This window comes from Corynebacterium sp. MSK032, assembly GCF_030232065.1.
Taxonomy (GTDB): domain Bacteria; phylum Actinomycetota; class Actinomycetes; order Mycobacteriales; family Mycobacteriaceae; genus Corynebacterium; species Corynebacterium jeikeium_D.
In genome coordinates this window covers 66,230-87,797 of the sequence record NZ_JASPJR010000012.1, presented here as the reverse complement: position 1 = coordinate 87,797, position 21,568 = coordinate 66,230, and the positions used below count along the sequence as shown (strand labels likewise).

Below are 21,568 nucleotides of genomic sequence, written 5' to 3'. Positions count from 1 at the left end.
CCCAAGCCACGTGGAAAACGCTGGACTCATGATGCCAATATTTCACTTCGCCCAGCCGAAGCCAATGATCGTGCGGTACCCGGTCATTGGGAAGGCGATTTGATTATTGGCGCAGATGGCACCAGTGCTTTAGCGACGTTGGTGGAACGCCGCAGCAGGTTTGTGCTGCTCGGCAGACTCGGCACTGACCATACTGCCGCCAGTGTCAATGAGGTGATGGTACGGATGATTCGTCGGCTCAAAGAGTCGATGGACACCACGATTTCGACGTTGACCTGGGATCAGGGGGTGGAGTTTGCCAAACACACGGAGTTTTCCGTCGCGGAGAATATCCAGGTGTTTTTCGCCGATCCGCATTCGCCGTGGCAGCGAGGTAGCAATGAGCGGATGAATCGGGATATCCGGTTTTATTTCCCCAAAGGCACCAACTTTACCGATGTCACCGACCAAGAGGTCGCCGAGGCGGAAGCATTGCTGAATAACCGGCCGCGGGTAGTGCTCGACGGGTTAACTCCTCGGGAGGTAATCTCTGGTGTTATCCATGATGCAATGACCGCCTGACCCTACCAGCCGTTTTTCGGGCGATTTTTGTCATAAACGCAGTCACTAACTCGCGTTGGCACGCCGTCGCCAGCCATAAACGCAAGCAGTAACTCACGCAGGCACTAATTCACATTGGGTCGGCACCGCCAACCTGCGGAAGGCAAAAAGTAGCCCCGAGGGGGATTACCCTCGGGGCTACTGTGATGAGCTGGCTAGCTCGAAAGTCTTAAATCAGACCCTGCAGCTTCGACAGGTCGAACGGAATGGCTGCGACCAGTTCCTGCGGGAGCTCAACCTCGCCGGTCAGTGCACGGAACTCAGCGATGAGTGCCTGAGCGTCGGACAGGCTGTCGACGTTGGACAGGCGGTCAGCGAACTGCTGAACCAGGTCAGTCTTGGAGTCGGAAGCAGCAGCTGCCGGAGCGGCCTGTGCGCGAACAGGAGCGGAGCCCTGGCTCGGGTGCGGACGATCGGTCGGGCCGGAGGAGAGACCCAGGCTTGCGGAGCAAGCCGGCCATGCGCCCCAACCCTGCTGAGCCAGGACCTTCTCAGCAACGTAAATCTGCTGCTCGCGGGAAGCCTGATCAGCGGTCGAAGCGAACTCGTTACCACCGAAAGCGTTCCAGGTGCTTGCGGAGAACTGCAGGCCGCCGTAGTAGCCGTTTCCGGTGTTGATGTGCCAGTTGCCACCGGACTCACACTGTGCCAGGCGGTCCCAGTCGGAGTCCGGAGCTGCAGAAGCGGTCGGTGCGAAGATAGCGGCACCGGCACCGAGGATTGCGCCGGTCAGTGCAACCTTTGCCGAAGTGGAAGCGAAGGTGTTGGTCTTAGCTGCGTGGCGAGCCATATGAAAATTTCCTTTTCGTCGATTTTCTTTGTGGCGCCAGTGGGGCTAATGCAACCCCATCTCACTCTTATGGAAAGTTCTTCACGTTATTGATAACGGGCCGATGTCATCGCACTGGAGTGAGATGAAGGCGATCTATGCGACTTCGTCCGTTAAACGCGTCGATTGCACACCGTAGCGGTTGATAACGAAATAGTCACGCGAATCGCCGGATTCTTAATTTTGAGCGCAGGTGGGAAATATGCATAAAAGTAGGTGAAGCTGCAGGTAAGAGACGTGACTGTTATTGGTGTTGTGTAAGTTAAAACTTCAAAATGTGATAAAGCTCACGTTATCGTCTTGTTATTTTTCCGGTTTTGGCGCGCCGCATGCACTGAGAAGGATGGCCATAAGAGATAGCCATAAAGAACCAACGCTGGCAGTTAGTTGCCGTCTCGGTGCGTCAATCCGCGAGAGTGCTCGCTTCACACAGATCCGTCTTCCCTTTATGTCCCCATCTATGGGTATAATTGAGTTCTTTAGGTAATCGGAGGTGACGTGCACATGCACGCCGCTACCGCTGCCGCCACTTCGCACTAGTAAGCAGTAATAAATAATGTGTTCCCGGTTGGAGTGCGTCCTGTTTTGGTCGCACCTTAATTAAAGGAACACCATTAAGACAGCACCCGGCCTGGCATATCCTCGCGGTCCTGTCTGGCCAAGCTCGCCCCGAGCGAGCCTCTAACTCTGGCCATTTGTGCGTGCGAGGACGGTGGCAAATGCGGAAGAATTGCATCTCCGATCCGAAGACCCCGAAGGGCAGTCACCGCTGCACAAGGGGAACGAGGTTGAGTGCCCCCAGTCACAGGGCACGGGAAGGTTAGGTGGAAAGTGCCCATCGGTAAGGTCAGGTGGTACGACAAGGATCGCGGTTTTGGCTTCGTTTCGAATCCGGACGGTGAAGATGTCTACATCGGCAAGAACGTGCTGCCGAAAGGCGTGGAAGAACTCGTAACTGGTCAGCGCCTGGAGTACGACTACGCTGACGGCCGCCCAGGCCCGCAGGCCCTCCGGATCAAGGTGCTCGACGAGGGACCGCGCGGTGCCCGTCACCGCCGTGGCGGGGCAGGTGGGGGCGCAGGAGCCCGTCGTCAAGCAAAGAAGCACAGCCCCAGCGATCTCAACGGCATGATTTCGGACATGATTTCCATGCTGGAGTCGACGGTGCAGCGTGACCTGCGCGCCGGGCGTTACCCGGAGCGTAAGGACGGCCACCAGATGGCTGAAGTCCTGCGTGCGGTCGCGCGCGAGCTGGACTCGTAAGTCGGTAGAAGATGTGAAAAACGCCCGCTCACGAAGGTGGATAACCTCAGTGAGCGGGCGTTTTGCTGTGCTTTACGACGGTTCGTTGACGATCGACCAAGTAATTCCGTAGGTGGTCTCTTCGCCCTCGGAGTTCTTTCCGATGAGCGCGGTGGAAACCTCCACGACCCCGAGGGGAGTGCGCTTGCCGGCAACAGCGGCGGAGCCAGCGATGGTCTCGGTCGTGGCTTCGCCCGGATCCTTGCGAGAGGTGGAGTTGACCGCATCGTCGGAGAAGAAGCGCTGCAGAGTCCAAGAGTTAGAGCCAACAGTGGAGCCGACGTTAACCTCAGCTGTCTCCTGCTCGCCCAGAGAAATCTTGGCGGCGTTGGCCTCAGTCGTGGTGCAGGCATTCTTCTCAAAGAGGTCGCAGACACGGTAGGGAAGAACCTCTGTGGTTTCGCCGTCCTGAATGACCTCGATGGACAGCGCGTGCGGGTCGTCGATTGCCTGGTTGGTCCACTTATTGACAGCAAGGACAATGCCGGTGACGACAAGACCCACCACGACAATAGCGCCGACAACCATGAACGCCTTACTATTCTGTTGCCAGCGGCGCCTACTCGATCCCATCAACTCTCACTTCCCGACATTCGTAACGGAATTGAAGCTACGTTCAGTCACACTAGCCGTTTTCGGGCCAGATACTGCTATTCACTCACGGTAACACGGTAGGCCGTGGGCCATTTCTTCCCTGTGAGCAGGAACTGGCGGGGGCCATTGGGGGAGGTAGAGGAAGAATCCGGCATTAGAGCAATGCCGTTGAGCACATCAATACTGTTTTGCTCTGCTGGGGAGAGCTGCGCGTACAAGTCGCGGAAGAGTTCGGTGGCATCGACGATGCCTGTGACCTTTCCGTCTTCCGGGTTGATGCGGTAGATGAATGGACTCTGCCAGACGTTGGCCCAAATCTCGCGGTGCGATTGCGGGGAGTTTGGTCCGTCCGCGTTGCTCTGGTTGTTTGAATCGCTCGTGTCCGCTGGTGCTTCGTCCGGCACTTCGTCCAGAGCTGCGTCGCCGTTGACAGTGACGCACTCAAGTTCGTTGAGCCACGTTGTCTCTGTACCTGCTGCAGTGACGGGCAGTTGACGCTGGGAAGAGAGGTCATCGGGGGCGCGGAAAGTGAGGGTGCCACTGCCGTCGGAGGTCACGATGGTGTCATCGAAGGAGCACGCGCCCCAGCCCTCGGTGTCGAAGGGAACCTCGCGACGCTGCTTGAGAGTAGCCGCGTCGCGTTCAATGGCGCGTCCTTCCTTCCACGTCAGCTGCCACACGGTATCTCCATGACGGGTAATCCCCTCGCCGAAGAGTTCAGGCTGTAAATCTTCCACGTTGGTCGGCTCGGCTGCAGAGTTGTCGAGCCACTGCGGTAATCGGTAAATCTGGGACTCACCGTAGAGGCCGGTGCCCATCAACAAAGAACCATCGGGTTCGAACTCAAGGCCCTGGACAAAAGGCGCAGCGACATTCTTCTCCGTGGGAAGTGGTGGAGCCAAGACAGGATAGGACTGCTCGATGGCCAGTTTCAGTGTCGGAACGTCACCGAGCCCCGGCACCTTATCGGCACCGACCAGCTCGGAGGGATTAACCGATGCCGAAGTCGACCTTGGGGCGGTGCCGGAGTTCGAGTCCGCACTAGCTCCACTAGAAGGGGCCTCGCCTGAGGGATCGCCACCTGAACCAGTTTCAGCCGCACAGCCGGCCAATAGGGCGGCAGTTGCCACGGAGAGGATGGCAGCTCGGACCGTCGTAAAGCGTGATGAGTGGAAAGGGCGGGCGAGTTTTGCATCGCCCGACGGGAATCTGTCCATAGCTTCACTCTAGGATAGGAAACGTGACTGAAAATCGACGACGTTCCCGAAACAGCCGCCGACGGGGGAAGGTGATGAATCACCAGGCGGTCGACACTGCCCGTACCGCGATTGAAGAGCTCGGGGAGGGGCCTGCCGGCGCGCACACCGGTGTAAGTGTCGTAGGCGAGGGCGTTGCGGTGCATCGTTTTGCGGCTGACCTGCCCGGATACAGGGGCTGGGAGTGGCATGTGGTGGTCGCGTGCGCGCCGGGCACTCAACAGGCGACGGTCAGTGAAGTGGCTCTTGTCCCTGGCGAAACCGCGCTGCAGGCGCCTGAATGGGTGCCCTACGAGGAGCGGCTGCGCCCCGGTGACCTCGGTCCACGCGATTTGTTGCCGGCTGCAGTGGGAGATGAGCGACTCGACGGCGATGACTTGCAGACCCGCACCTTGTCGGCGCGTGGTGTGGAAGACACCGAGCAGCGTTGGGAAGAGGGCGATACCGGCCCCGAGAGTGACTTTGCTCGGGAAGCATTGCACCGTTGCCGAACCTGCGCCTTTATGGTCCCGCTGACCGGGCCGCTCGGTAAGAACTGGGGCGTGTGCGTTAACGAATGGACATTCGATGCCACGGCCGTAAGCTTTGACCACGGCTGCGGTGCTCACTCAGCTATCCCGGAAGTAACGGGGCAGGGTGCACCGGTGGCGGAACCCTACCAGGATTCCCACCTGTAGCTTTCCACCTAGGCAAACGCGATGACGAAGAAGGTGCAGTTTCGACGCCACCGTGGCCCCAGAGACTGCACCGTTACGGTTTTCGGCACAAAAATTCCGCTCTGACACGGATAAACACGTGACACGGATAGTAAAGAGACTCTAGAGAGGCATAAAAAATGGACAAAGGTACGTCCACCTCTGCAACATCCTCAGATGAGGCGAAGGACTCCAAGCCTGCACGGAAGGGGAGCCATCTTTCGGCAGTGGACCGCTATTTTCACATCACGGAGCGCGGTTCGACGACCGTGACCGAGATTCGCGGTGGCGTAGTGACCTTCTTCGCGATGGCCTACATCATTCTGCTCAACCCGCTGATCCTCGGCAATATCGAGGATGTCAACGGCAATAGCCTGGGGATACCACAGGTCGCTGCTGTCACCGCGCTCGCCGCGGGTGTCATGACCATTACTTTTGGTCTCTTTGCCAAGTACCCCTTCGGCATTGCGACGGGCCTGGGCATCAACACCCTGGTTGCCGTGACATTCGTTGCTAACGAGGGGCTGGCCTGGGAAGAAGCGATGGGCCTGGTCGTGCTGGACGGGGTGATTATCGTGCTGCTGGCGCTGACCGGATTCCGCACAGCTGTCTTCCACGCGATTCCGTCCGATATGAAGGCCGCGATGAGTGTGGGTATCGGCCTATTCATTGCCATGATTGGTCTGGTCGACGGTGGCCTGGTTCGCCGTATTCCCGATGCCGCTGACACGACTGTCCCGGTGCAGCTCGGCATCAATGGTCAGATTGCCTCGTGGCCGACCGCCGTGTTCGTCCTCGGGCTGATTATCTGCGGCATCATGGTTGTCCGCAATATTCCAGGTGGCCTGTTCATCGGCATCGTGCTGAATACCATCATTGCGCTCGCAGTCGAGGCCTTGACGGATGCGGGCCCCTCCTTCGCTGATGGCAAGCCAGTGCCGACCGGTTGGAATCTCGCGGTACCGACTCTGCCGGACCGCGTAGGCGGCATGCCGGACTTGTCCCTCGTTGGAGCTGTGGATCTTTTCGGATCCTTTGCCCGCGTCGGTGCCCTCAGCGCCACCATGCTGCTGTTTACCTTGGTCCTGGCGAACTTCTTCGATGCCATGGGCACGATGACTGGTCTGGGCAAGCAGGCCGCACTTGTCGATGAAGACGGTGTGCTGCCGGACATGAAGCGCGCACTGGTTGTCGAAGGCACCGGTGCCATTGTCGGTGGTGCAGTCAGCTCCTCGTCGAACACCGTCTTTGTGGACTCCGCAGCGGGCATCGCCGATGGTGCACGCACTGGCCTTGCCAACATTGTCACCGGCATCCTCTTTCTGGCAGCGATGTTTTTCACCCCGCTCTATGAAATCGTGCCCATCGAGGCTGCCGCGCCAGTGCTGGTCATCGTCGGTGCCATGATGATCGGGCAGATTACCGAGATTGATTTCACCCGTTTCGACATCGCACTGCCGGCATTTTTGACTATTGTCACCATGCCGTTTACCTACTCGATTGCAAATGGTATCGGCATCGGTTTCATCACCTTTGCTGCGATGGCTATCTTCTCGGGTCGTGCCAAGTCCGTACATCCGCTGATGTGGATTGTCTCCGGCCTGTTCATCATCTACTTCGCCGCCGATCCGTTCACCGCTCTGCTGGGCGGCTAAAGAGTTTCCATGAGTACCACCACATCCCTCGAACGCTTTGCGCCCATCGTCGTCGACGATCCCGCCGACAGCCGTCTCGATGACATCCGCAACCTCAACAAGTCCGATTCCCGCCCCGATTTGCCCGGTGGGAAGGGGCTGGTCATCGCCGAAGGCACGCTCATTGTGCCGCGGTTAGTGCGCTCACGCTTTCCGCTCCGCGCAGTCTTTGGTACTCGCCAGAAGCTCGCATCGCTTGCCGACGGACTGACCGCGAGCGAGGCCGCTATTGCGGAAACGGTGCCCTGGTTTGAACTCGACCGCGAGGTTCTGGCCGCAGCGGCCGGATTTGATCTTCACCGCGGCCTTCTGGCCACCGCTGACCGCGCGCCGGAGCTATCGGTGGACCAAGTTCTGAGCGGAGCCACCACCTTGGCCGTGATGGAGGGAGTCGGTGACCACGAGAACATCGGAGCCCTGTTCCGTAACGCGGCGGGCATGGGCGTGGATGGGGTCGTCTTCGGCGCGGCCTGCGCCGATCCGCTGTATCGCCGCAGCGTGCGCGTTTCCATGGGGCATGTGCTGACAGTCCCATTTGCGACTCTGCCCGGTACTACGACCACCTGGCAGCGAAGCCTGGACCAGCTCAAAGAGCAGGGCTTCCGCGTGGTGTCGATGACCCCTGCGGGCACGGTGGACCTGTGGGATGCCATGGACACGGACAAGGTCGCGATTCTCGTTGGCGCTGAGGGGCAGGGGCTTACCGAGCACGCGATGGCAGCCACCGATGTGCGTGCTCGCATTCCCATGTCACCGGGAACTGACAGCCTGAATGTGGCTACCTCCGCGGCGATCGCGTTCTACGAGCGACTGCGCGTTCAGTCGCAGCGCGCAGGGCGGTAGAAACTATTTCCCGAACTTGCCTCGCGCCCGCTGCCAGGTGCGGCCAGCGAAGTTCTTGGCCTTAGCCCCAAAGCGACTGAGCTCCTCCAGAAAGTCTCGGTTCGGCTCTGCGTTGTGAACTTCGTAGTCGTCGTAGGCGCGGTCAAGCTCTGCGCCAGACTCGGACGAACCCGGCTCACCCATTAGCCCGCGTGGACTACGAGACGTCGAATACGAAGCCCCGGGAGCCGCACGACGGCCATCCACCGCAAAACCACTAACAGGGATATCGGTAGCGGGCGAATGCGGGTCGAATCCGAGCCAGTCGGTGATGACGGCGTCGGCAAGCTCTGCCGGAACGAACGGCAAACCGACCCCCTCGCGTGGACGTGAACCCGTACCTTCGAAAGCATCGGGCAGCGGGCGGTGCTTGCCCGCCCAGAAGCTGCCCTCTGCGGGGCAGGGAAGACCGATGTCTTCCAGTGTGCGGTAGCGAGTAGCGGAGAAAGCACGCTTGAGCTCACCATCGTGCCAATGCGCAAAGGCACCGAAGCCCGTGGATTTATTCGACACACTCGCGTAGACGTCCGTGGCGGCAATCTCCTGGCGCAGACGAGGCGACAGCTTGGACAGCTGCGAGACATCATCGAGAACCGTCTGCAGTACGGCAACGCCCTCAAATCCACCGATGTAGTATTCACCGTCACCGGTTTCCGCCGAGCGGTTGAGCGGGAAATCACCAATCGGTGTTACCGGCAACGTCGAGTCATAGAGAGCTAGGAAACGACGCCCGAAACCGCGGTCATGCTGAACACCTGTCTCCAGGGTCGCAGCAGGGTCATTGGTGCTGATAAACCAAATCGTGACTACACCGCGGCGAATCGCGGAGAATTCGAAATCAGAAGCGTTGCCACTGGTCATGGAGCTCATTGTCGAGGGAAACTCCTACTTCTTCGGGCCGTTCGGACGTACGCCGAGTAGCACATCCTCCCACGACGGCATGACAGTCTTCTTCTTGCGCTTCGGCTGCTCCGCGTCCGGGTGCTGCAAGAACTCCGCCTCGTCAACATCGTCGTCGACGTCGCTTTGCGACGGAACATCCTGCTCCCCGTGGCCTCGCTGCGGCTCCGCCGAAGACTGCCATGCGGCTGGCATCTCAGAGGTATCCGCGGTATCAGCAGCTCGATTGGCCTGCGGAGCCAAGTCTCGGTTGCGGCGGGCAAAGTCGGGGTCAATCAGCTCTGCTGCCAGCTCATTGCGAGCAATGGTGAGTGCGGAAAGTCCCTCCGCCTGGTAACTCCACTCAGCTACGTTGGTGGTGTGGCCGACATTCCAAGTAACCGTCACAATCCACTGTCCACTCGGGTCGCGGTAGGCATCCCACGAGGCATCGGCGAGTTCCTGGCCACGAGCGGCAAAAGCGGTGGCGAGAATCTCCCACAGGGACAACTTGGCCGGGCCATCAATGCGACGTGGCTTCGACTGCTTGCCGAGCTCCGCAATACGTGCGCGCTCTGCAAGCACCGGGTAGGCGAAGGACTCAATCTTGCGCGGCTGCATGCCGCTGTACTCAATGAGCTCCTCCACCGTCTGACCGCTGCGAATGCGGTCCTGAATTTCGCGCGGCGACAAAACTACGCGAGGCTCTTCCAGAACAGGCTTCGGCGCCGTTGGAGTCTTCTTCGGTGCCCCGCCTGCCGTAGCGGAGTTGCCGGCCGCCTCGCTGCCTTCGGCCGCGTCGCCGCTTGCGGTGGTGGCTTCCGCTGTGCTGCCACTAGTGGAACTTCCGTCGGTGGAGCCCCTCTCTGCGGTAGCACTCTCCCCAGAGCTACCGCTGGCAGTGGCGGTGGCGGCGCTGGATCCGTCGGCAAGCGATGCGGAATCAGCTGCAGCAGGGGAACCGGCGGCATCGGCGAGCTCGAAGTGCTCGACCAGGAAAGTGCGCAGGTTCTCGTCGAGAGGCAGCGTGAAGCGAAGTCCCTCCTGCCGTTCCTGCTCGGTGATATCGGCGGGAACGAGAATCAGTGAATCGGTCACATCGCCGTCCAGAACGGGCTTCAGCTCCCTCATGCGAGAACCTCCTTGTTGGTCGACGTTATAAGTAATGCTCACTAATCATGGTAAACGACAAAACTCCCGCGTCACGGACAAATGGGGCAATGCCCTTGCGCGTGGCGCGGGAGTTATGCGGCTGAGGCCGGTATTTGGCTGTTACTTTGCAGCGTAGCCGTTGTCCAGAACCCAGTCGATAGCGCCAGTCAGACGACGGATGTCCTCCGGGTCGATGGCCGGGAACATACCGATGCGCAGCTGGTTGCGGCCCAGCTTGCGGTACGGCTCGATGTCGAGGATGCCGTTGGCGCGCAGAACCTTGGCAATCTGTGCGGCGTCGATGTTGTCCTCGAAGTCGATGGTGCCGACGACCAGCGAGCGCTTTGCAGCATCGGTGACGAACGGAGTTGCCTCCGCGCGGTTCTCAGCCCAGTTGTAGAGGTGGGAGGAGGACTCGGTGGTGCGGGCAACCATGCCGTCGAGGCCGCCGTTGGCGTTCATCCACTTGACCTGATCAGCCAGCATCAGCAAAGTGCCGACGGCCGGGGTGTTGTAGGTCTGGTTCTTGCGGGAGTTATCAACGGCAGTCTGCAGGTTCAGGTAAGCCGGGATGAAGCGGTCGGAAGAATTGATCTTCTCAATACGATCGATGGCAGCCGGGGACATTGCAGCCAACCAGATGCCGCCGTCAGAAGCGAAGCACTTCTGCGGGGAGAAGTAGTAGACGTCAGCCTGGGACATGTCGACCGGGAGGCCGCCGGCACCGGAGGTGGCATCGATAGCCACGAGCTGGCCCTCGGAGCCTGCCGGGCGGGTGACCGGAACCATGGTGCCGGTGGAGGTCTCGTTGTGAGCCCAACCAATAAGGTCAACGCCCTCTTCGCCAGCGACAACCTCAGGTGCGGAACCCGGCTCTGCTTCGATGATCTGCGGAGCGTCGAGCCACGGAGCCATCTTGGAGGCCTTGGCAAACTTGGAGGAGAACTCACCGTAAGTCAGGTGAGCGGACTTCTTCTCGATGAGCCCAAAGGTGGCAGCATCCCAGAAAGCGGTTGCGCCGCCGAGGGACAGGACAATCTCGTAGCCTTCCGGAAGCTGGAAGAGCTCAGCCAGACCCTCGCGAACCTCACCAACAACGTTCTTCACTGCCGGCTGACGGTGGGAGGTACCCATGATAGAGGTACCGCCGTCAACGATTGCCTGAATCTGCGCCGGGCGAACCTTCGACGGGCCGCAGCCAAAGCGGCCGTCGCCGGGCTGGAACTCTTCAGGGAGGACTGGGAATTGATCGCTCATATGAGGCGCAACCTTTCAAAGTGCATTCAAAGTGAAGCTTGATATACAGCCGTTGTCTTCAAACTCTAGCGGTAATCGGGGGTACTTATAGCAAAAGGGTGGGGTTCAATTGCCCCCGCTTCCGTACTTTGCATAACAAAACAGGGTGGATTGGCGTATTTGCAAAGTTTGCGAAGAATTTTTTCCAGTTTTGTTGGCGCTGAAAACTTGGCGGTGTGGAGCCTCGGGCGGGCGGCGAGGGGTGAATTATTGTGGATTTAGTCGATGTGTTTTCGGGCGTCGGCTCGATGGCTTTTGAACTTTTAAAGACATTGGCTGTTGAATGTGCTCCTGGCCTCCTGATTAGTAAATGAGCAGTGACAACGTAATAAACCCGTTTTTCCATTTGCATTTCGGGGTAAAGAGGGGTCAAGATTGGGTAAGCCCAGGCTGCCCGAATGGGGTAGAGGGTGTTGCACTGCTCACACTCTTTGATATTGTGTGTTCTAATCCACTGCAGGTGTCGGCTCTTTATGGTTACGACACGGTCGATGTGAACTAAGCAAACTTTTTTCACTGGGCAAGATGCAATGGAACGCAAATGTCGCGCATAATTGAATCATTGAAAACAATGCGACCCCGAAGGGGTGGCGTGGAGTTGGGAGGCAGCATGCTGTTTTCCGCTGTGCCTGCTTCCCCCGCACTCTGGAGTCGTTAAGAAGAATTTTTCTGTGAAAGGGAAGTTGTGGCTACTAAAGACGGCAAGGCTGTACTCCACTACCCGGGCGGCGAGTTCGAGATGGACATCGTCAAGGCAACCGAGGGTAACGACGGTATCGCACTGGGCAAGATGCTCCAGGAAACTGGACTGACCACCTTCGACCCGGGCTACACCGCCACCGGTTCTACCGAGTCCAAGATCACTTACATCGACGGCGGTAACGGCATCCTGCGCTACCGCGGTTACCCGATTGAGCAGCTGGCTGAGAAGGCTACCTTCAACGAGGTTTCCTACCTGCTGATTCACGGCCACCTTCCGTCTGAGGAAGAGCTTGCGCAGTTCAACCACGACATTCGTCACCACACCCTGCTGGACGAGGACTTCCGTCGCGCATTCAGCATCTTCCCGCGTGGCGCACACCCGATGCAGACCCTGGCTTCCTCGGTCAACATTCTGGCTTCCTACTACCAGGACGAGCTGGATCCGCTGAACGAAGAGCAGCGCAACCTGGCTGCGGTTCGCCTGATGGCTAAGGTCCCGATGCTGGCTGCATACGCTTACCGCGCATCCAAGGGTGAGCCGTACATGTACCCGGACAACAACCTGAACGCTCGCGAGAACTTCCTGCGCATGATGTTCGGTTACCCGACCGCTGACTACGAGGTTGATCCGGTAGTGGTTGACGCTCTGGATAAGCTGCTCATCCTGCACGCTGACCACGAGCAGAACTGCTCCACCTCCACCGTCCGCATGGTCGCTTCCTCCGGCGCTTCCATGTTCGTCTCCATCGCTGCTGGTATCAACGCTCTGTCTGGCCCGCTGCACGGTGGCGCTAACCAGGCTGTTCTGGAGATGCTCGAGGACATCCAGCAGAACCACGGTGGCGACGCAACCGAGTTCATGAACCGCGTGAAGAACAAGGAGCCGGGCGTCCGCCTGATGGGCTTCGGTCACCGCGTCTACAAGTCCTACGACCCGCGTGCAGCTATCGCTAAGAAGACCGCTCACGAGGTGCTCCAGCACCTCGGCGGCGACGAGCTGCTGGATCTGGCTATGAAGCTGGAAGAGATTGCACTGGCTGATGACTACTTCGTCTCCCGCAAGCTCTACCCGAACGTTGACTTCTACACCGGTCTGATTTACCGCGCCATGGGCTTCCCGACGGACTTCTTCACCGTCCTGTTCGCCATCGGCCGCCTCCCGGGCTGGATCGCTCAGTTCAACGAGCAGGTCACTGACCCGGCATCGAAGATCAACCGCCCTCGCCAGATTTACACCGGCGAGACCGAGCGTGACTTCGTTCCGCGCGACCAGCGCTAAGGTTTCTAGCGATTACTGCGTAGGGGGTTCCTCGCAGGTAACTCAGCATAGAAAAGTCCAGCGTTGAAAACGCGAAAAGGCGCGTACTAGCCTTCGAAAGGTTGGTACGCGCCTTTTATTTTTCCTAGAATTCTAAGAAACCCCATTTAAGTTGGGTCCATTTACGTTGGGCTGAATACCAACTGTGAAAAAGCCAACTGTGATAGGAGATTGTCTTGTCCAAGCCAGAACTCACTGCTAAGTCCGGTCCGGCTCCGACGGAACTCGTCATCAACGACCTCACTGTCGGTGACGGCAAGGAGGCCACCCCGGGTGCTCGTGTCGAGGTCCACTACGTGGGTGTTGACTACGAAACCGGTGAAGAGTTCGACTCTTCCTGGAACCGTGGCCAGTCCATCGAGTTCCCGCTGAACGGCCTGATTGCCGGTTGGCAGGAAGGCATTCCGGGCATGAAGGTCGGCGGTCGTCGCGAGCTGATTTGCCCGCCGGAGAAAGCTTACGGCCCGGCTGGTGCAGGACACTTCCTGTCTGGTAAGACCCTGGTCTTCGTCATCGACCTGTTGGACGTTAAGTAAAAGTCCGCATGCTAGCTCTGTTGGTCGGCTGAGCTTCGCTTCGCGGTTCCTGCCCATCCCTCCGTCGGCGGTTTGCAGGATTTCCGGCGAAGAAAGTGACTGCGTTTATGACACTTCAGGCGTGAAAAATTGCCCAAAAGTGTCATAAACTCAGTCACTTTCTTGCTTTCTGAGGTTGGGGTGGGGGCTGAAGGCCCACACCAGCCCCAAACCAGGCCCAGACCAGCCCCACACCAGGCCCCAGCCCCCTTACTCGCTCAGCGCGAAGCGACGGTAGTGGTCGAAACGCTGCTCACGGCCAACGCGAGCCGGATTCTTCTCCAGCTCCCAGAGGGCGTGCTCGATAGCACTCAGAGCACGGCGGGGCAGTTCGGACGAATCCTCAGGTTCGGCCACAATCTCGTCGATGACCCCGGTCTTCAGCATGGCCTCGGCGCCAACGCCCTGCTCCTCCATCATTTCCGGGGCATGCTCGGTGTCTCGGTAGATAATCGCCGAAGCGCCCTCCGGCGGCAACGGAGACATCCAGGCATCGTGCATTGCCAGCACGCGGTCAGAGGGCAGCATGGCCAGCGCACCGCCACCGCAGCCCTGGCCGAGAATGAGTGACACGGTCGGAACCTTCAAGTTCACCAGCGTGGTCAAGGTGCGGGCAATCTCGCCGGCCATGGCATTTTCCTCGGCGTCTTTGGTCAACTCAGCGCCTGGGGTGTCAATGACCGTGACTAGCGGAATGTTCAGGCTCTCCGCGATGCGCATCGCACGGCGGGCAAAACGCAGTGAGCCAGGCCCCATTGGATGCGTGCCCAGCGGCGGCTGGTTATGGCGATCCTGGGCGACCAGAATCACCGGCCGCTCACCAATCCGCGCCAGGCGAGCCCGGACCGACAGCGACTTGTGGCCATCGCCAGTGCCGGAGATCGGCACGGAGCAGTCGACAAGGGCATCGATAATGTCGCCGCCACCTGGACGAGAAGTATCGCGGGTGCGCAGGATAGCTTCCCAGGTATCGCGACCATCAATGGCTGCTACTGGCGGTGGGGTGGGTTCGCTGGGGTCTCCGTCGGCAAGCACGTCGATGGTGCGGCGGACAGCGCCGCGCAGACCTTCGAGCGGAATGATGCCGTCGATAATGCCCTGCTTGAACAGGTTCTCGGAGGTCTGAATGCCTTCGGGCATGGGTTCGCCGGTAGCGAGCTCGACGACGCGCGGGCCGAGGAAGCCGAGAAGTGCGCCGGGCTCTGCGAAGGTGAAGTGGCCTGCCGACCCCCACGACGCCATGACACCACCGGTGGTGGGATTGCGCAGGTACACCAGGAATGGCAAGTGAGAATCCTTGTGGCGCGCCACTGCGGTGGTAATAGAGATCATGAGCGCGAACGCCGCAGTGCCCTCCTGCATGCGAGTGCCGCCCGAGGTCGGGGAGAGCAACAGGGGCAGCTGCTCCGCAGTCGCGCGCTCGATGCTGCGAATAATACGACGAGCGGTTGCGGCGCCGATAGAACCGCCGAGGAAGCCGAACTCAGAACAGATGACGGCGACGCGCTTGCCGCCGACGGTGCCTTCACCGGTGATAACGGCCTCATCGAGACCGGTTTTCTCAGAGGCTCGGGACAGTGTGCCGCGGTAGGCCTCGTCGATGTTGCCATGCTCGGGCGCGCCGTCCCAGGAGGTGAAACTTCCGTGGTCGAGGACGGTATCTATTACTTGTTGGGCGCTGATTCTAGCCATACCTCCACGGTAGTAAACAAGGGGTAAACCGGCTTAGTTGATGGTGGGCGGAAAGGGGTAGCGCTATTGTCGGAAAAAAACGTGTCCGCACTACCGAGGAGTCGAACCAATGCCGATTACTGAGCGCCTCACCGAGCTGGCTGAACAGAGGCCAAACGTATGTGTCGTCGGTTCCATCAACGCAGACCTGACTGTCACCGTGAAGCGCCTGCCGCATGGTGGCGAGACTATCGAGGGCAGTCCTCTGCGCATTCTGCCGGGCGGTAAGTCGGCGAATCAGGCGGCGACGGCTGGAAGACTGGGCGCGGCCGTGGAACTGGTCGGCGCGGTCGGTTCGGATCCCAATGCGCAGTTGCTGCGCGACGCGCTTACCGACGCTCACGTGGACATCTCTGCAGTTGAGACCGTCGACTCTGCCACTGGTACAGCCATGATTGTCGTTGATGATGCGGCGGAGAATTTCATTGTCATCTCCGCTGGCGCCAATGGTGAAGTCGATGCTGAGATGGTGCGCAGTCATGCGGACAAGATTCAGCGGGCTGGGTGCCTCGGTCTGTGTCTGGAGATTTGTGATGAGGCTGTCCTGGCCGCCGCACAGATTGCCCACGATGCGGGTGTGCCGGTGGTGTTCAACCTGTCGCCGATTCGGGCGGTCAGTGAGGATCTGCTCGCGCTGGTCGATGTCCTCATTGTCAACGAGCACGAACTCGCAGCCATCATCGGCTCCGAGCGCGCGGTCGCCGGTTGCGAGCACGGTCAGTGGGATGCGGTTGGGCGCGTGCTTGCCGACGAACACGGGATTTCCACGGCCATTGTCACACTTGGCGGGGAGGGGTCTGCGGTCTTGAGGACGTCGGAAAGCGAGGTGGCAGTCACTCGCATTCCAGCGCTGCCCATCGAGGTCGTGGACACCACGGGCTGCGGTGATGCGTACATGGGTACGGTCCTCACCGCGTTGGCCGCGGGCGATGATGTGGTGACGGCAGCTCGTCTTGCGGCGGTGGTCTCGGCTCATGCGGCGACAGGCGTGGGGGCGCAGACCTCCTATGGCGAGACAGGAAAAATCGCGAAGTTTGCGGCGGACCATGGTCTATAAGGTGCGCTGAGCAAACTACGCGATTGACGAGTATTCGGTTTAGGTGACTGCGGCCGAAGGGGGCCACGCTCCTTTTTTGGGCAGGGCTGGGGCTAGCTCTTGGCCGTTAGGGCCTTCTTCCAGCTGACCGCGGCACCGGTGCGCAGGACATTGCGCGGGTAGATCCAGGCTGCGAGTGCGATGACTGCGGCTACTCCCACAACCATGATTAGCAGTGAGGCAACCAACTGGAGTGCGGAGAAATTGCCAACGGCATACTGCAACGGAGCGGTGGTGATGGAAACCGGCGGAATCCACGAGGCAATCTGCATGACGGTAGAGTCCAGCTTGCTCCAGCCAAACAGCGGAACATACATCGTAATCAGCGAGAACACCAGTACCGGCATCTGTGCGCCCTGGAAATCTTCCATACGGCTGACCAGTGATGCGGAGGCTGCATACAGCGCGGCGAAGAAGAAGTAACCGAGGATGAAGCACGGGACCAGCAGCCAGACTGCGGACCACGGGACATCGAAGCTCTCCGCCAATCCGGTAATCATGAGGGCAACTGCGGCGCTGGCGGTCAGCACACTCATCATGATGATGCCGGCCAGACCGGCGCCGAGGATCTTGCCGGCCAACAGGTGCGCCGGGCGGACTGTCGAGAGAATGATCTCGATGACACGGGAGGACTTCTCCTCGATGACGCTGGTGGCCACTGCGCCACCGAAGACGAGGATGGCGGTCATCATGACCATCACACCGATTAGCGTGATGAGCATCGCAGGCATCTTCTCGTCTTTTGCTTCATCCAGGGATTCCACCGACACGGCTGCGCTTTGAGTCTTGGAGAAAAACTCGCCGGGGTTGATTCCGTTTTCGCTGAGCAGCATGGCTTCGTTCTGTTTCTGCAGCGACTCCTGCAGCATTGGGGCTAGCCAGGATGGGGCGTCGTCGGCAAGCAGCTTCCACGAGCCCTCCTTGCCTTCTGCGGTGTCGGGGACGAGAGCGGCGTCGGCATCACCGTCGGTGACGGCAGCGCGAGCGGCCTTGTCGTCTGCCGCGGACGTAATCTCCAACGGTGACAGTGATGCCGTGGCAAATGCGCCGGCTGCGGCATCCGCACCTTCAGCATCTTTCATTTCGGCGGTGGCGTCGGCGAGAGAGTCCGCGAACGGCGCTTCTCCGACGACCGCGATCTTGACAGCGTCATTATCGGACTTGGAAGTCATGTAGTCGGCAACGAAGATACCGCCGACGACCGCCACTGCCATGATGATGAGCGTGATCAGCGAGCTCTTCTTCAGTAGATGCTCGCGGAGTTCGCGGACGAAAACGGTCTTGACGGCCGTTGAGGCGTTGTAAGTGTTGGTGCTCATTGCTGTACGGCCTCCTGGTAGAGCTCGGTAAGTGGAATTTGCAGAGGTCCGAACGAACGGACCGTTCCCGCTGCCATTGCGCTGTGCAGTAGCTTCTGGTCGGTGTCGGCTGGGGCGTCGGAATCGAGGTGAACGACGGTGGAGCCGTGGGCCTCGCGCTCCACGCTTGTTACGCCTTCGACAGAGGTCGCCCAATCCTGGGACGCGCTATCGAGCTTGACGACGAAAGCCCGTGGACCACGTGCTCGGAGCTCATCAACGGTGCCTTCCACGAGCATGCGGCCGTCGCGGATGATGCCGACGCGGTCACACATACGCTCAACGAGATCGAGCTGGTGGGAAGAGAACACAATCGGGGTGCCTCGGTCGGCGTACTCCTTGAGTACGGAGCTCATCACCTTGACCGCAACTGGGTCGAGGCCGGAGAAGGGCTCGTCGAGGACGAGTACCTCCGGGTCGTGGACGAGGGAGGCGGCCAGCTGCACTCGCTGCTGATTTCCGAGCGAGAGCGTGTCGACCTTGTCGTTGGCGCGCTCAGTGAGACCGAGGCGCGCCAACAAGTTGTCGGCGTTGGACTCCGCGCGCTTGGTGGGCACACCGTGCAAGCGAGCAAAGTAGATCAGCTGCTTGCGGACTTCAGCCTTCGGGTAGAGACCGCGTTCTTCTGGCATGTAGCCAATCGTGCGGCGCAGCGAGTCATTCATCGGGGTATTGCCGATGCGCACTTCGCCTTTATCGGTGGCCAGCACGCCGAGGGCAATGCGCATGGTGGTGGTCTTGCCGGCACCGTTAGAGCCGACGAAGCCGTAGATTTCTCCAGGGTGAACTTGGAAGCTCATGCCACGGAGAACCTGCAGGTCTCCGTAGGACTTCTCAAGCCCGTCAAGAATGAGGCTGTTCATGGTGATCCTTAGATTGAGGAGTGAAGGGCAGAGGAGGGATGTGAGTTTTTTGAGCCAGTGCTAGTCGTCCCGCAGGTTCCAGGCATAGACGACGGTGGGAAGCGAGGAAATGTAAAGGAAAGCGATAATTCCGAAGATTCCGAAGCTGTACGGAATGTAGTGTCCCCAGTCAGGCTGCGCGTTCAGAACATAGGTGCCCACCAGAACTAGAGCGAGGAAGGACACTAGGCCGAAGTAGATGAAGCAGCGATATGTCAGCCCCCGCAGGTTCAAAATTTGTTCTTGCTGGTACTCGTCCAGCAGTGAGGTGGGTGCACTGTCGACCATGTCGACTGTGATGTTGAGGCTGGTCCAGACGACAATCACAATGAGGGAAATCACTGGCCAGAGCAGAGAAAGCCAGCCCGGGAAAATATCGGTCAGAGTGCCGAGAAGCGCGATGCCACTAATCAGCATCAGCACAAGGCATACCTCGAATGCGATGACCAGCTTTCGCCGCGCCGCCTGGTTGCGCCATTTGGGCAGCCAGCTCGACATCTGCTCGACGCGCTTTGTGTACTTCGCTTCGCGCCGAGCTTCTAGCTTCTCGAAAAAGCTCGGTGTTGCGTTTTCAGTCCGAATAGTTGGCATCGTTAGCTTTCCTTTCGGTATAGGGCAGAGGACATGGGCTTGAATTCCTCGCGAGAGAACACCGCCTCAACGGGGAGATCGAACACCGCGCAGATACGAAATGCCAGATCCAGGCTGGGGTAGTGGTCACCTCGCTCCAACGCACCAATCGTTTGAGGATTGACCTCTACTTGTTTGGCTAGTTCGGCTCGGCTGAGTCCGTGTTCTGCCCGCAGCACTGAAATTCTGTTGAATATCTGTTCTTTGGGTTTAATCTTTGGGGACACACCCCAAAGTGTTGTATAAACGCAACGTTCCGTCAACCGTTTGCAACAAAATGAATGGCAATCACTTTTTTAAATCGCAGGTCAGCGGGGCAGAAAAAATCTAAAAAATTTTCAGTCCGTACACTCGGTTGGCATGACCACACTCGATCTGAAGTACGATGCAGCGACAACCGGAATTGTCAACGTGGAAATGGTTGATGGTAACGCCATCCCGATTCTGGGGTTTGGTACCTACAAGCTCGACGATGAGCAAGCGCGTGAATCCGTGCGCTATGCCCTGGAGCTCGGATACCGTCACATCGACACCGCATCGCTCTATGGCAATGAGCGTGGAGTTGGGCAGGGAATTACTGATGCGGTCGCTGCGAACGTCGTAAAGCGTGAAGATATCTTCGTGACCACGAAGGTCTGGAACGATGCGCAGGAGGCGGCGGCGACGCGCGAATCCGTGCAGGCATCTTTGGAGCGGCTCGGCCTTGACTATGTTGACCTGGTGCTTGTGCACTGGCCGGTGGAGAAGCAGGGGACGTTTGGGCAGTGCTTCGACACGCTGCTAGAGCTCAAGCGCGAGGGGCTGATTCGCTCGGTTGGTGTGGCGAACTTCTACCCAGAGGTCCTCGACCAGCTCTCCGAGGTTCCGGTGGTCAATCAGATTGAGCTGCATCCGCAGTTCCCGCAGGATGAGCAGGTTGTAGATGATCGTCGCCGCGGCATCGTCACGCAGGCGTGGTCGCCGCTGGGACGTGCGAAGTACTTTGAAGGCTCGCCGATTGCTGAAATCGCAGACCGCCTGGGTAAAACTCCCGCCCAAGTTGCTATCCGCTGGCACCTCCAGCGTGGCATCGTGGCCATCCCGAAGTCGGGCACGCCGTCGCGCATCAAGGAGAACTTTCAGGTCACCGACTTTGAGCTCACCGACGAGGACATGGAAACGATTGCGTCGATGGCGCGTGCCGACGGGCGCCTGAGTGGCGACCCGCGGGTATTCGGCAACGAATAAGCGAATTTAGATTTGCTTATAGCCCCATCACTATTGGTGTTTCGCGGGTAGCCTAAATGCTATGACGAACCCAGCATCTGAAATCCGCGTCGAAGCCGACGGCGCAATTGTCACTATCACCATCGACCGAGATCATAAGCGCAACTCCCTGACTGCCGACGTGTGTCGTGACATCGCCGATGCGGTGGAAGCTGCCGCTGAGGTTCCAGAGCAGCGCGTTATCCTGCTGCGCGGCGAAGGCCGCGCTTTCTGTGCGGGCGCCGACCTGAGTGGCCAGCACCATGAAGATTCCTTCCACGAACAGCTCCGTCGAATGCTGCGCACAATCGAGGCCAGCCGTCTGGTGGTTATAGCGGATGTGCAGGGGCCGGCTGTCGGCGCTGGGATGCAGCTGGCGATGGCGGCCGATTTGCGCGTCGTGGGTGAGCGCGGCTGGTTTATGATTCCGCCGGTCAAGCTCGGTATCGCTGTCGATGCCTGGACAATTCGCCGCGTGCGCGTCCTCGTCGGCGGTGCCCGTGCCCGCACTATTCTGTTGGCGGCCGAGCGCATGGATCAGGAAGCCGCCCGCGGTTGCGGTCTGGCTTCCTACCTCGGTGGTCCGGACAAGGCGGAGGAGGTAGCGCTTCGTATCGCCACCTACGCGCCCCTGTCGCTGGCCTACCACAAGGCAGTGCTCAACGACGATGAGACGCATAGCCCGTTGAAGGACTACCAGCAGGAGCTCTACAACACGGTGTGGGCTTCCGAGGATGCTGCGGAGGCATCGAAGGCGCGAGCCGAAAAGCGCGAACCAAATTTCATTGGCAAATAGGTCGAATAGGTTCAGCAATTAGGCGAATAGGGTAGG

The 21,568-nt window shown here is 59.4% G+C and carries 21 protein-coding genes; 10 read left to right on the top strand and 11 right to left on the bottom strand.

Annotated features, from left to right (window positions below):
• Positions 1-561: IS30 family transposase (locus tag QP995_RS08220; protein ID WP_284853100.1), on the top strand; the 561-nt coding region annotated here is incomplete at its 5' end.
• A gap of 208 nt (positions 562-769) precedes the next feature.
• Here QP995_RS08220 and QP995_RS08215 read toward each other — a convergent pair.
• Positions 770-1,390, bottom strand: a complete 621-nt coding sequence (locus tag QP995_RS08215) for a transglycosylase family protein (protein ID WP_016423316.1) — start codon at positions 1,388-1,390, stop codon at positions 770-772.
• An 870-nt stretch (positions 1,391-2,260) separates the two neighbouring features.
• Between QP995_RS08215 and QP995_RS08210 the strand changes: the two genes are divergently transcribed.
• Positions 2,261-2,692, top strand: coding sequence for a cold-shock protein (locus QP995_RS08210; protein WP_005511873.1), 432 nt, complete (start codon positions 2,261-2,263; stop codon positions 2,690-2,692).
• A 72-nt stretch (positions 2,693-2,764) separates the two neighbouring features.
• Here the strand turns inward: QP995_RS08210 and QP995_RS08205 are convergent, their stop codons facing one another.
• Together QP995_RS08205 and QP995_RS08200 are read right to left on the bottom strand one after the other, a co-directional pair.
• Positions 2,765-3,259, bottom strand: coding sequence for a DUF2771 family protein (locus tag QP995_RS08205; RefSeq protein WP_016423315.1), 495 nt, complete (start codon positions 3,257-3,259; stop codon positions 2,765-2,767).
• A gap of 122 nt (positions 3,260-3,381) precedes the next feature.
• On the bottom strand, positions 3,382-4,542 hold the full coding sequence (locus QP995_RS08200) for a glutaminyl-peptide cyclotransferase (RefSeq protein ID WP_284853099.1): 1,161 nt from the start codon (positions 4,540-4,542) through the stop codon (positions 3,382-3,384).
• 23 nt (positions 4,543-4,565) lie between these two features.
• On the opposite strand from QP995_RS08200, the gene QP995_RS08195 reads away from it, so the two are divergent.
• The 3 genes from QP995_RS08195 (at position 4,566) to QP995_RS08185 (ending at position 7,813) form a co-directional block, all read left to right on the top strand.
• Complete coding sequence (locus QP995_RS08195) at positions 4,566-5,258, top strand: DUF3027 domain-containing protein (RefSeq protein ID WP_224433761.1); 693 nt, start codon at positions 4,566-4,568, stop codon at positions 5,256-5,258.
• A gap of 158 nt (positions 5,259-5,416) precedes the next feature.
• On the top strand, positions 5,417-6,931 hold the full coding sequence (locus tag QP995_RS08190) for an NCS2 family permease (RefSeq protein ID WP_016423312.1): 1,515 nt from the start codon (positions 5,417-5,419) through the stop codon (positions 6,929-6,931).
• A 9-nt stretch (positions 6,932-6,940) separates the two neighbouring features.
• Complete coding sequence (locus QP995_RS08185; protein ID WP_070545908.1) at positions 6,941-7,813, top strand: TrmH family RNA methyltransferase; 873 nt, start codon at positions 6,941-6,943, stop codon at positions 7,811-7,813.
• A 3-nt stretch (positions 7,814-7,816) separates the two neighbouring features.
• Here QP995_RS08185 and QP995_RS08180 read toward each other — a convergent pair whose 3' ends face one another.
• The 3 genes from QP995_RS08180 to serC all read right to left on the bottom strand — a co-directional run bounded on the left by QP995_RS08180 (position 7,817) and on the right by serC (position 11,140).
• Positions 7,817-8,722, bottom strand: coding sequence for a DUF6928 family protein (locus QP995_RS08180; RefSeq protein WP_069359663.1), 906 nt, complete (start codon positions 8,720-8,722; stop codon positions 7,817-7,819).
• 15 nt (positions 8,723-8,737) lie between these two features.
• Positions 8,738-9,862, bottom strand: coding sequence for a septation protein SepH (gene sepH / locus QP995_RS08175; RefSeq protein ID WP_083295721.1), 1,125 nt, complete (start codon positions 9,860-9,862; stop codon positions 8,738-8,740).
• Positions 9,863-10,003: 141 nt separating this feature from the next.
• Positions 10,004-11,140, bottom strand: a complete 1,137-nt coding sequence (gene serC / locus QP995_RS08170) for a phosphoserine transaminase (RefSeq protein WP_070605449.1) — start codon at positions 11,138-11,140, stop codon at positions 10,004-10,006.
• A 724-nt stretch (positions 11,141-11,864) separates the two neighbouring features.
• Here serC and QP995_RS08165 point away from each other — a divergent pair.
• Both QP995_RS08165 and QP995_RS08160 read left to right on the top strand, forming a co-directional pair.
• Positions 11,865-13,160, top strand: a complete 1,296-nt coding sequence (locus tag QP995_RS08165; protein ID WP_016423307.1) for a citrate synthase — start codon at positions 11,865-11,867, stop codon at positions 13,158-13,160.
• Between the two features lie 215 nt (positions 13,161-13,375).
• Entirely contained in the window at positions 13,376-13,735 is a 360-nt protein-coding gene (locus tag QP995_RS08160) for an FKBP-type peptidyl-prolyl cis-trans isomerase (RefSeq protein WP_005511805.1), read from the top strand.
• A gap of 249 nt (positions 13,736-13,984) precedes the next feature.
• Here QP995_RS08160 and QP995_RS08155 read toward each other — a convergent pair whose 3' ends face one another.
• The gene (locus QP995_RS08155) at positions 13,985-15,466 is read right to left on the bottom strand and encodes a carboxyl transferase domain-containing protein (RefSeq protein ID WP_284853098.1); all 1,482 of its coding nucleotides are present in this window, start codon (positions 15,464-15,466) and stop codon (positions 13,985-13,987) included.
• Between the two features lie 109 nt (positions 15,467-15,575).
• Here QP995_RS08155 and QP995_RS08150 point away from each other — a divergent pair, with 109 nt between their 5' ends.
• The gene (locus QP995_RS08150; RefSeq protein ID WP_284853097.1) at positions 15,576-16,562 is read left to right on the top strand and encodes a ribokinase; all 987 of its coding nucleotides are present in this window, start codon (positions 15,576-15,578) and stop codon (positions 16,560-16,562) included.
• Between the two features lie 92 nt (positions 16,563-16,654).
• Here the strand turns inward: QP995_RS08150 and QP995_RS08145 are convergent, their stop codons facing one another.
• The 4 genes from QP995_RS08145 to QP995_RS08130 are packed head-to-tail and all read right to left on the bottom strand — an operon-like array spanning position 16,655 to position 19,718.
• Positions 16,655-17,920 (bottom strand): ABC transporter permease, encoded by a 1,266-nt coding sequence (locus QP995_RS08145; protein ID WP_070549881.1) that lies wholly within the window; start codon positions 17,918-17,920, stop codon positions 16,655-16,657.
• Positions 17,917-18,822 (bottom strand): ABC transporter ATP-binding protein, encoded by a 906-nt coding sequence (locus QP995_RS08140; RefSeq protein ID WP_070545916.1) that lies wholly within the window; start codon positions 18,820-18,822, stop codon positions 17,917-17,919. Before QP995_RS08140 ends, QP995_RS08145 begins: the two co-directional genes overlap by 4 nt.
• A 60-nt stretch (positions 18,823-18,882) precedes the next feature.
• The gene (locus QP995_RS08135) at positions 18,883-19,452 is read right to left on the bottom strand and encodes a hypothetical protein (protein ID WP_070545918.1); all 570 of its coding nucleotides are present in this window, start codon (positions 19,450-19,452) and stop codon (positions 18,883-18,885) included.
• Between the two features lie 2 nt (positions 19,453-19,454).
• Positions 19,455-19,718 (bottom strand): helix-turn-helix transcriptional regulator, encoded by a 264-nt coding sequence (locus QP995_RS08130; protein ID WP_070545920.1) that lies wholly within the window; start codon positions 19,716-19,718, stop codon positions 19,455-19,457.
• A 133-nt stretch (positions 19,719-19,851) separates the two neighbouring features.
• On the opposite strand from QP995_RS08130, the gene QP995_RS08125 reads away from it, so the two are divergent.
• The gene (locus QP995_RS08125) at positions 19,852-20,718 is read left to right on the top strand and encodes an aldo/keto reductase (protein WP_284853096.1); all 867 of its coding nucleotides are present in this window, start codon (positions 19,852-19,854) and stop codon (positions 20,716-20,718) included.
• A 61-nt stretch (positions 20,719-20,779) separates the two neighbouring features.
• A complete protein-coding gene (locus tag QP995_RS08120; protein ID WP_016423300.1) occupies positions 20,780-21,532 on the top strand; it encodes an enoyl-CoA hydratase in 753 nt (250 codons plus the stop codon).
• The last annotated feature ends 36 nt before the right edge of the window (positions 21,533-21,568 follow it).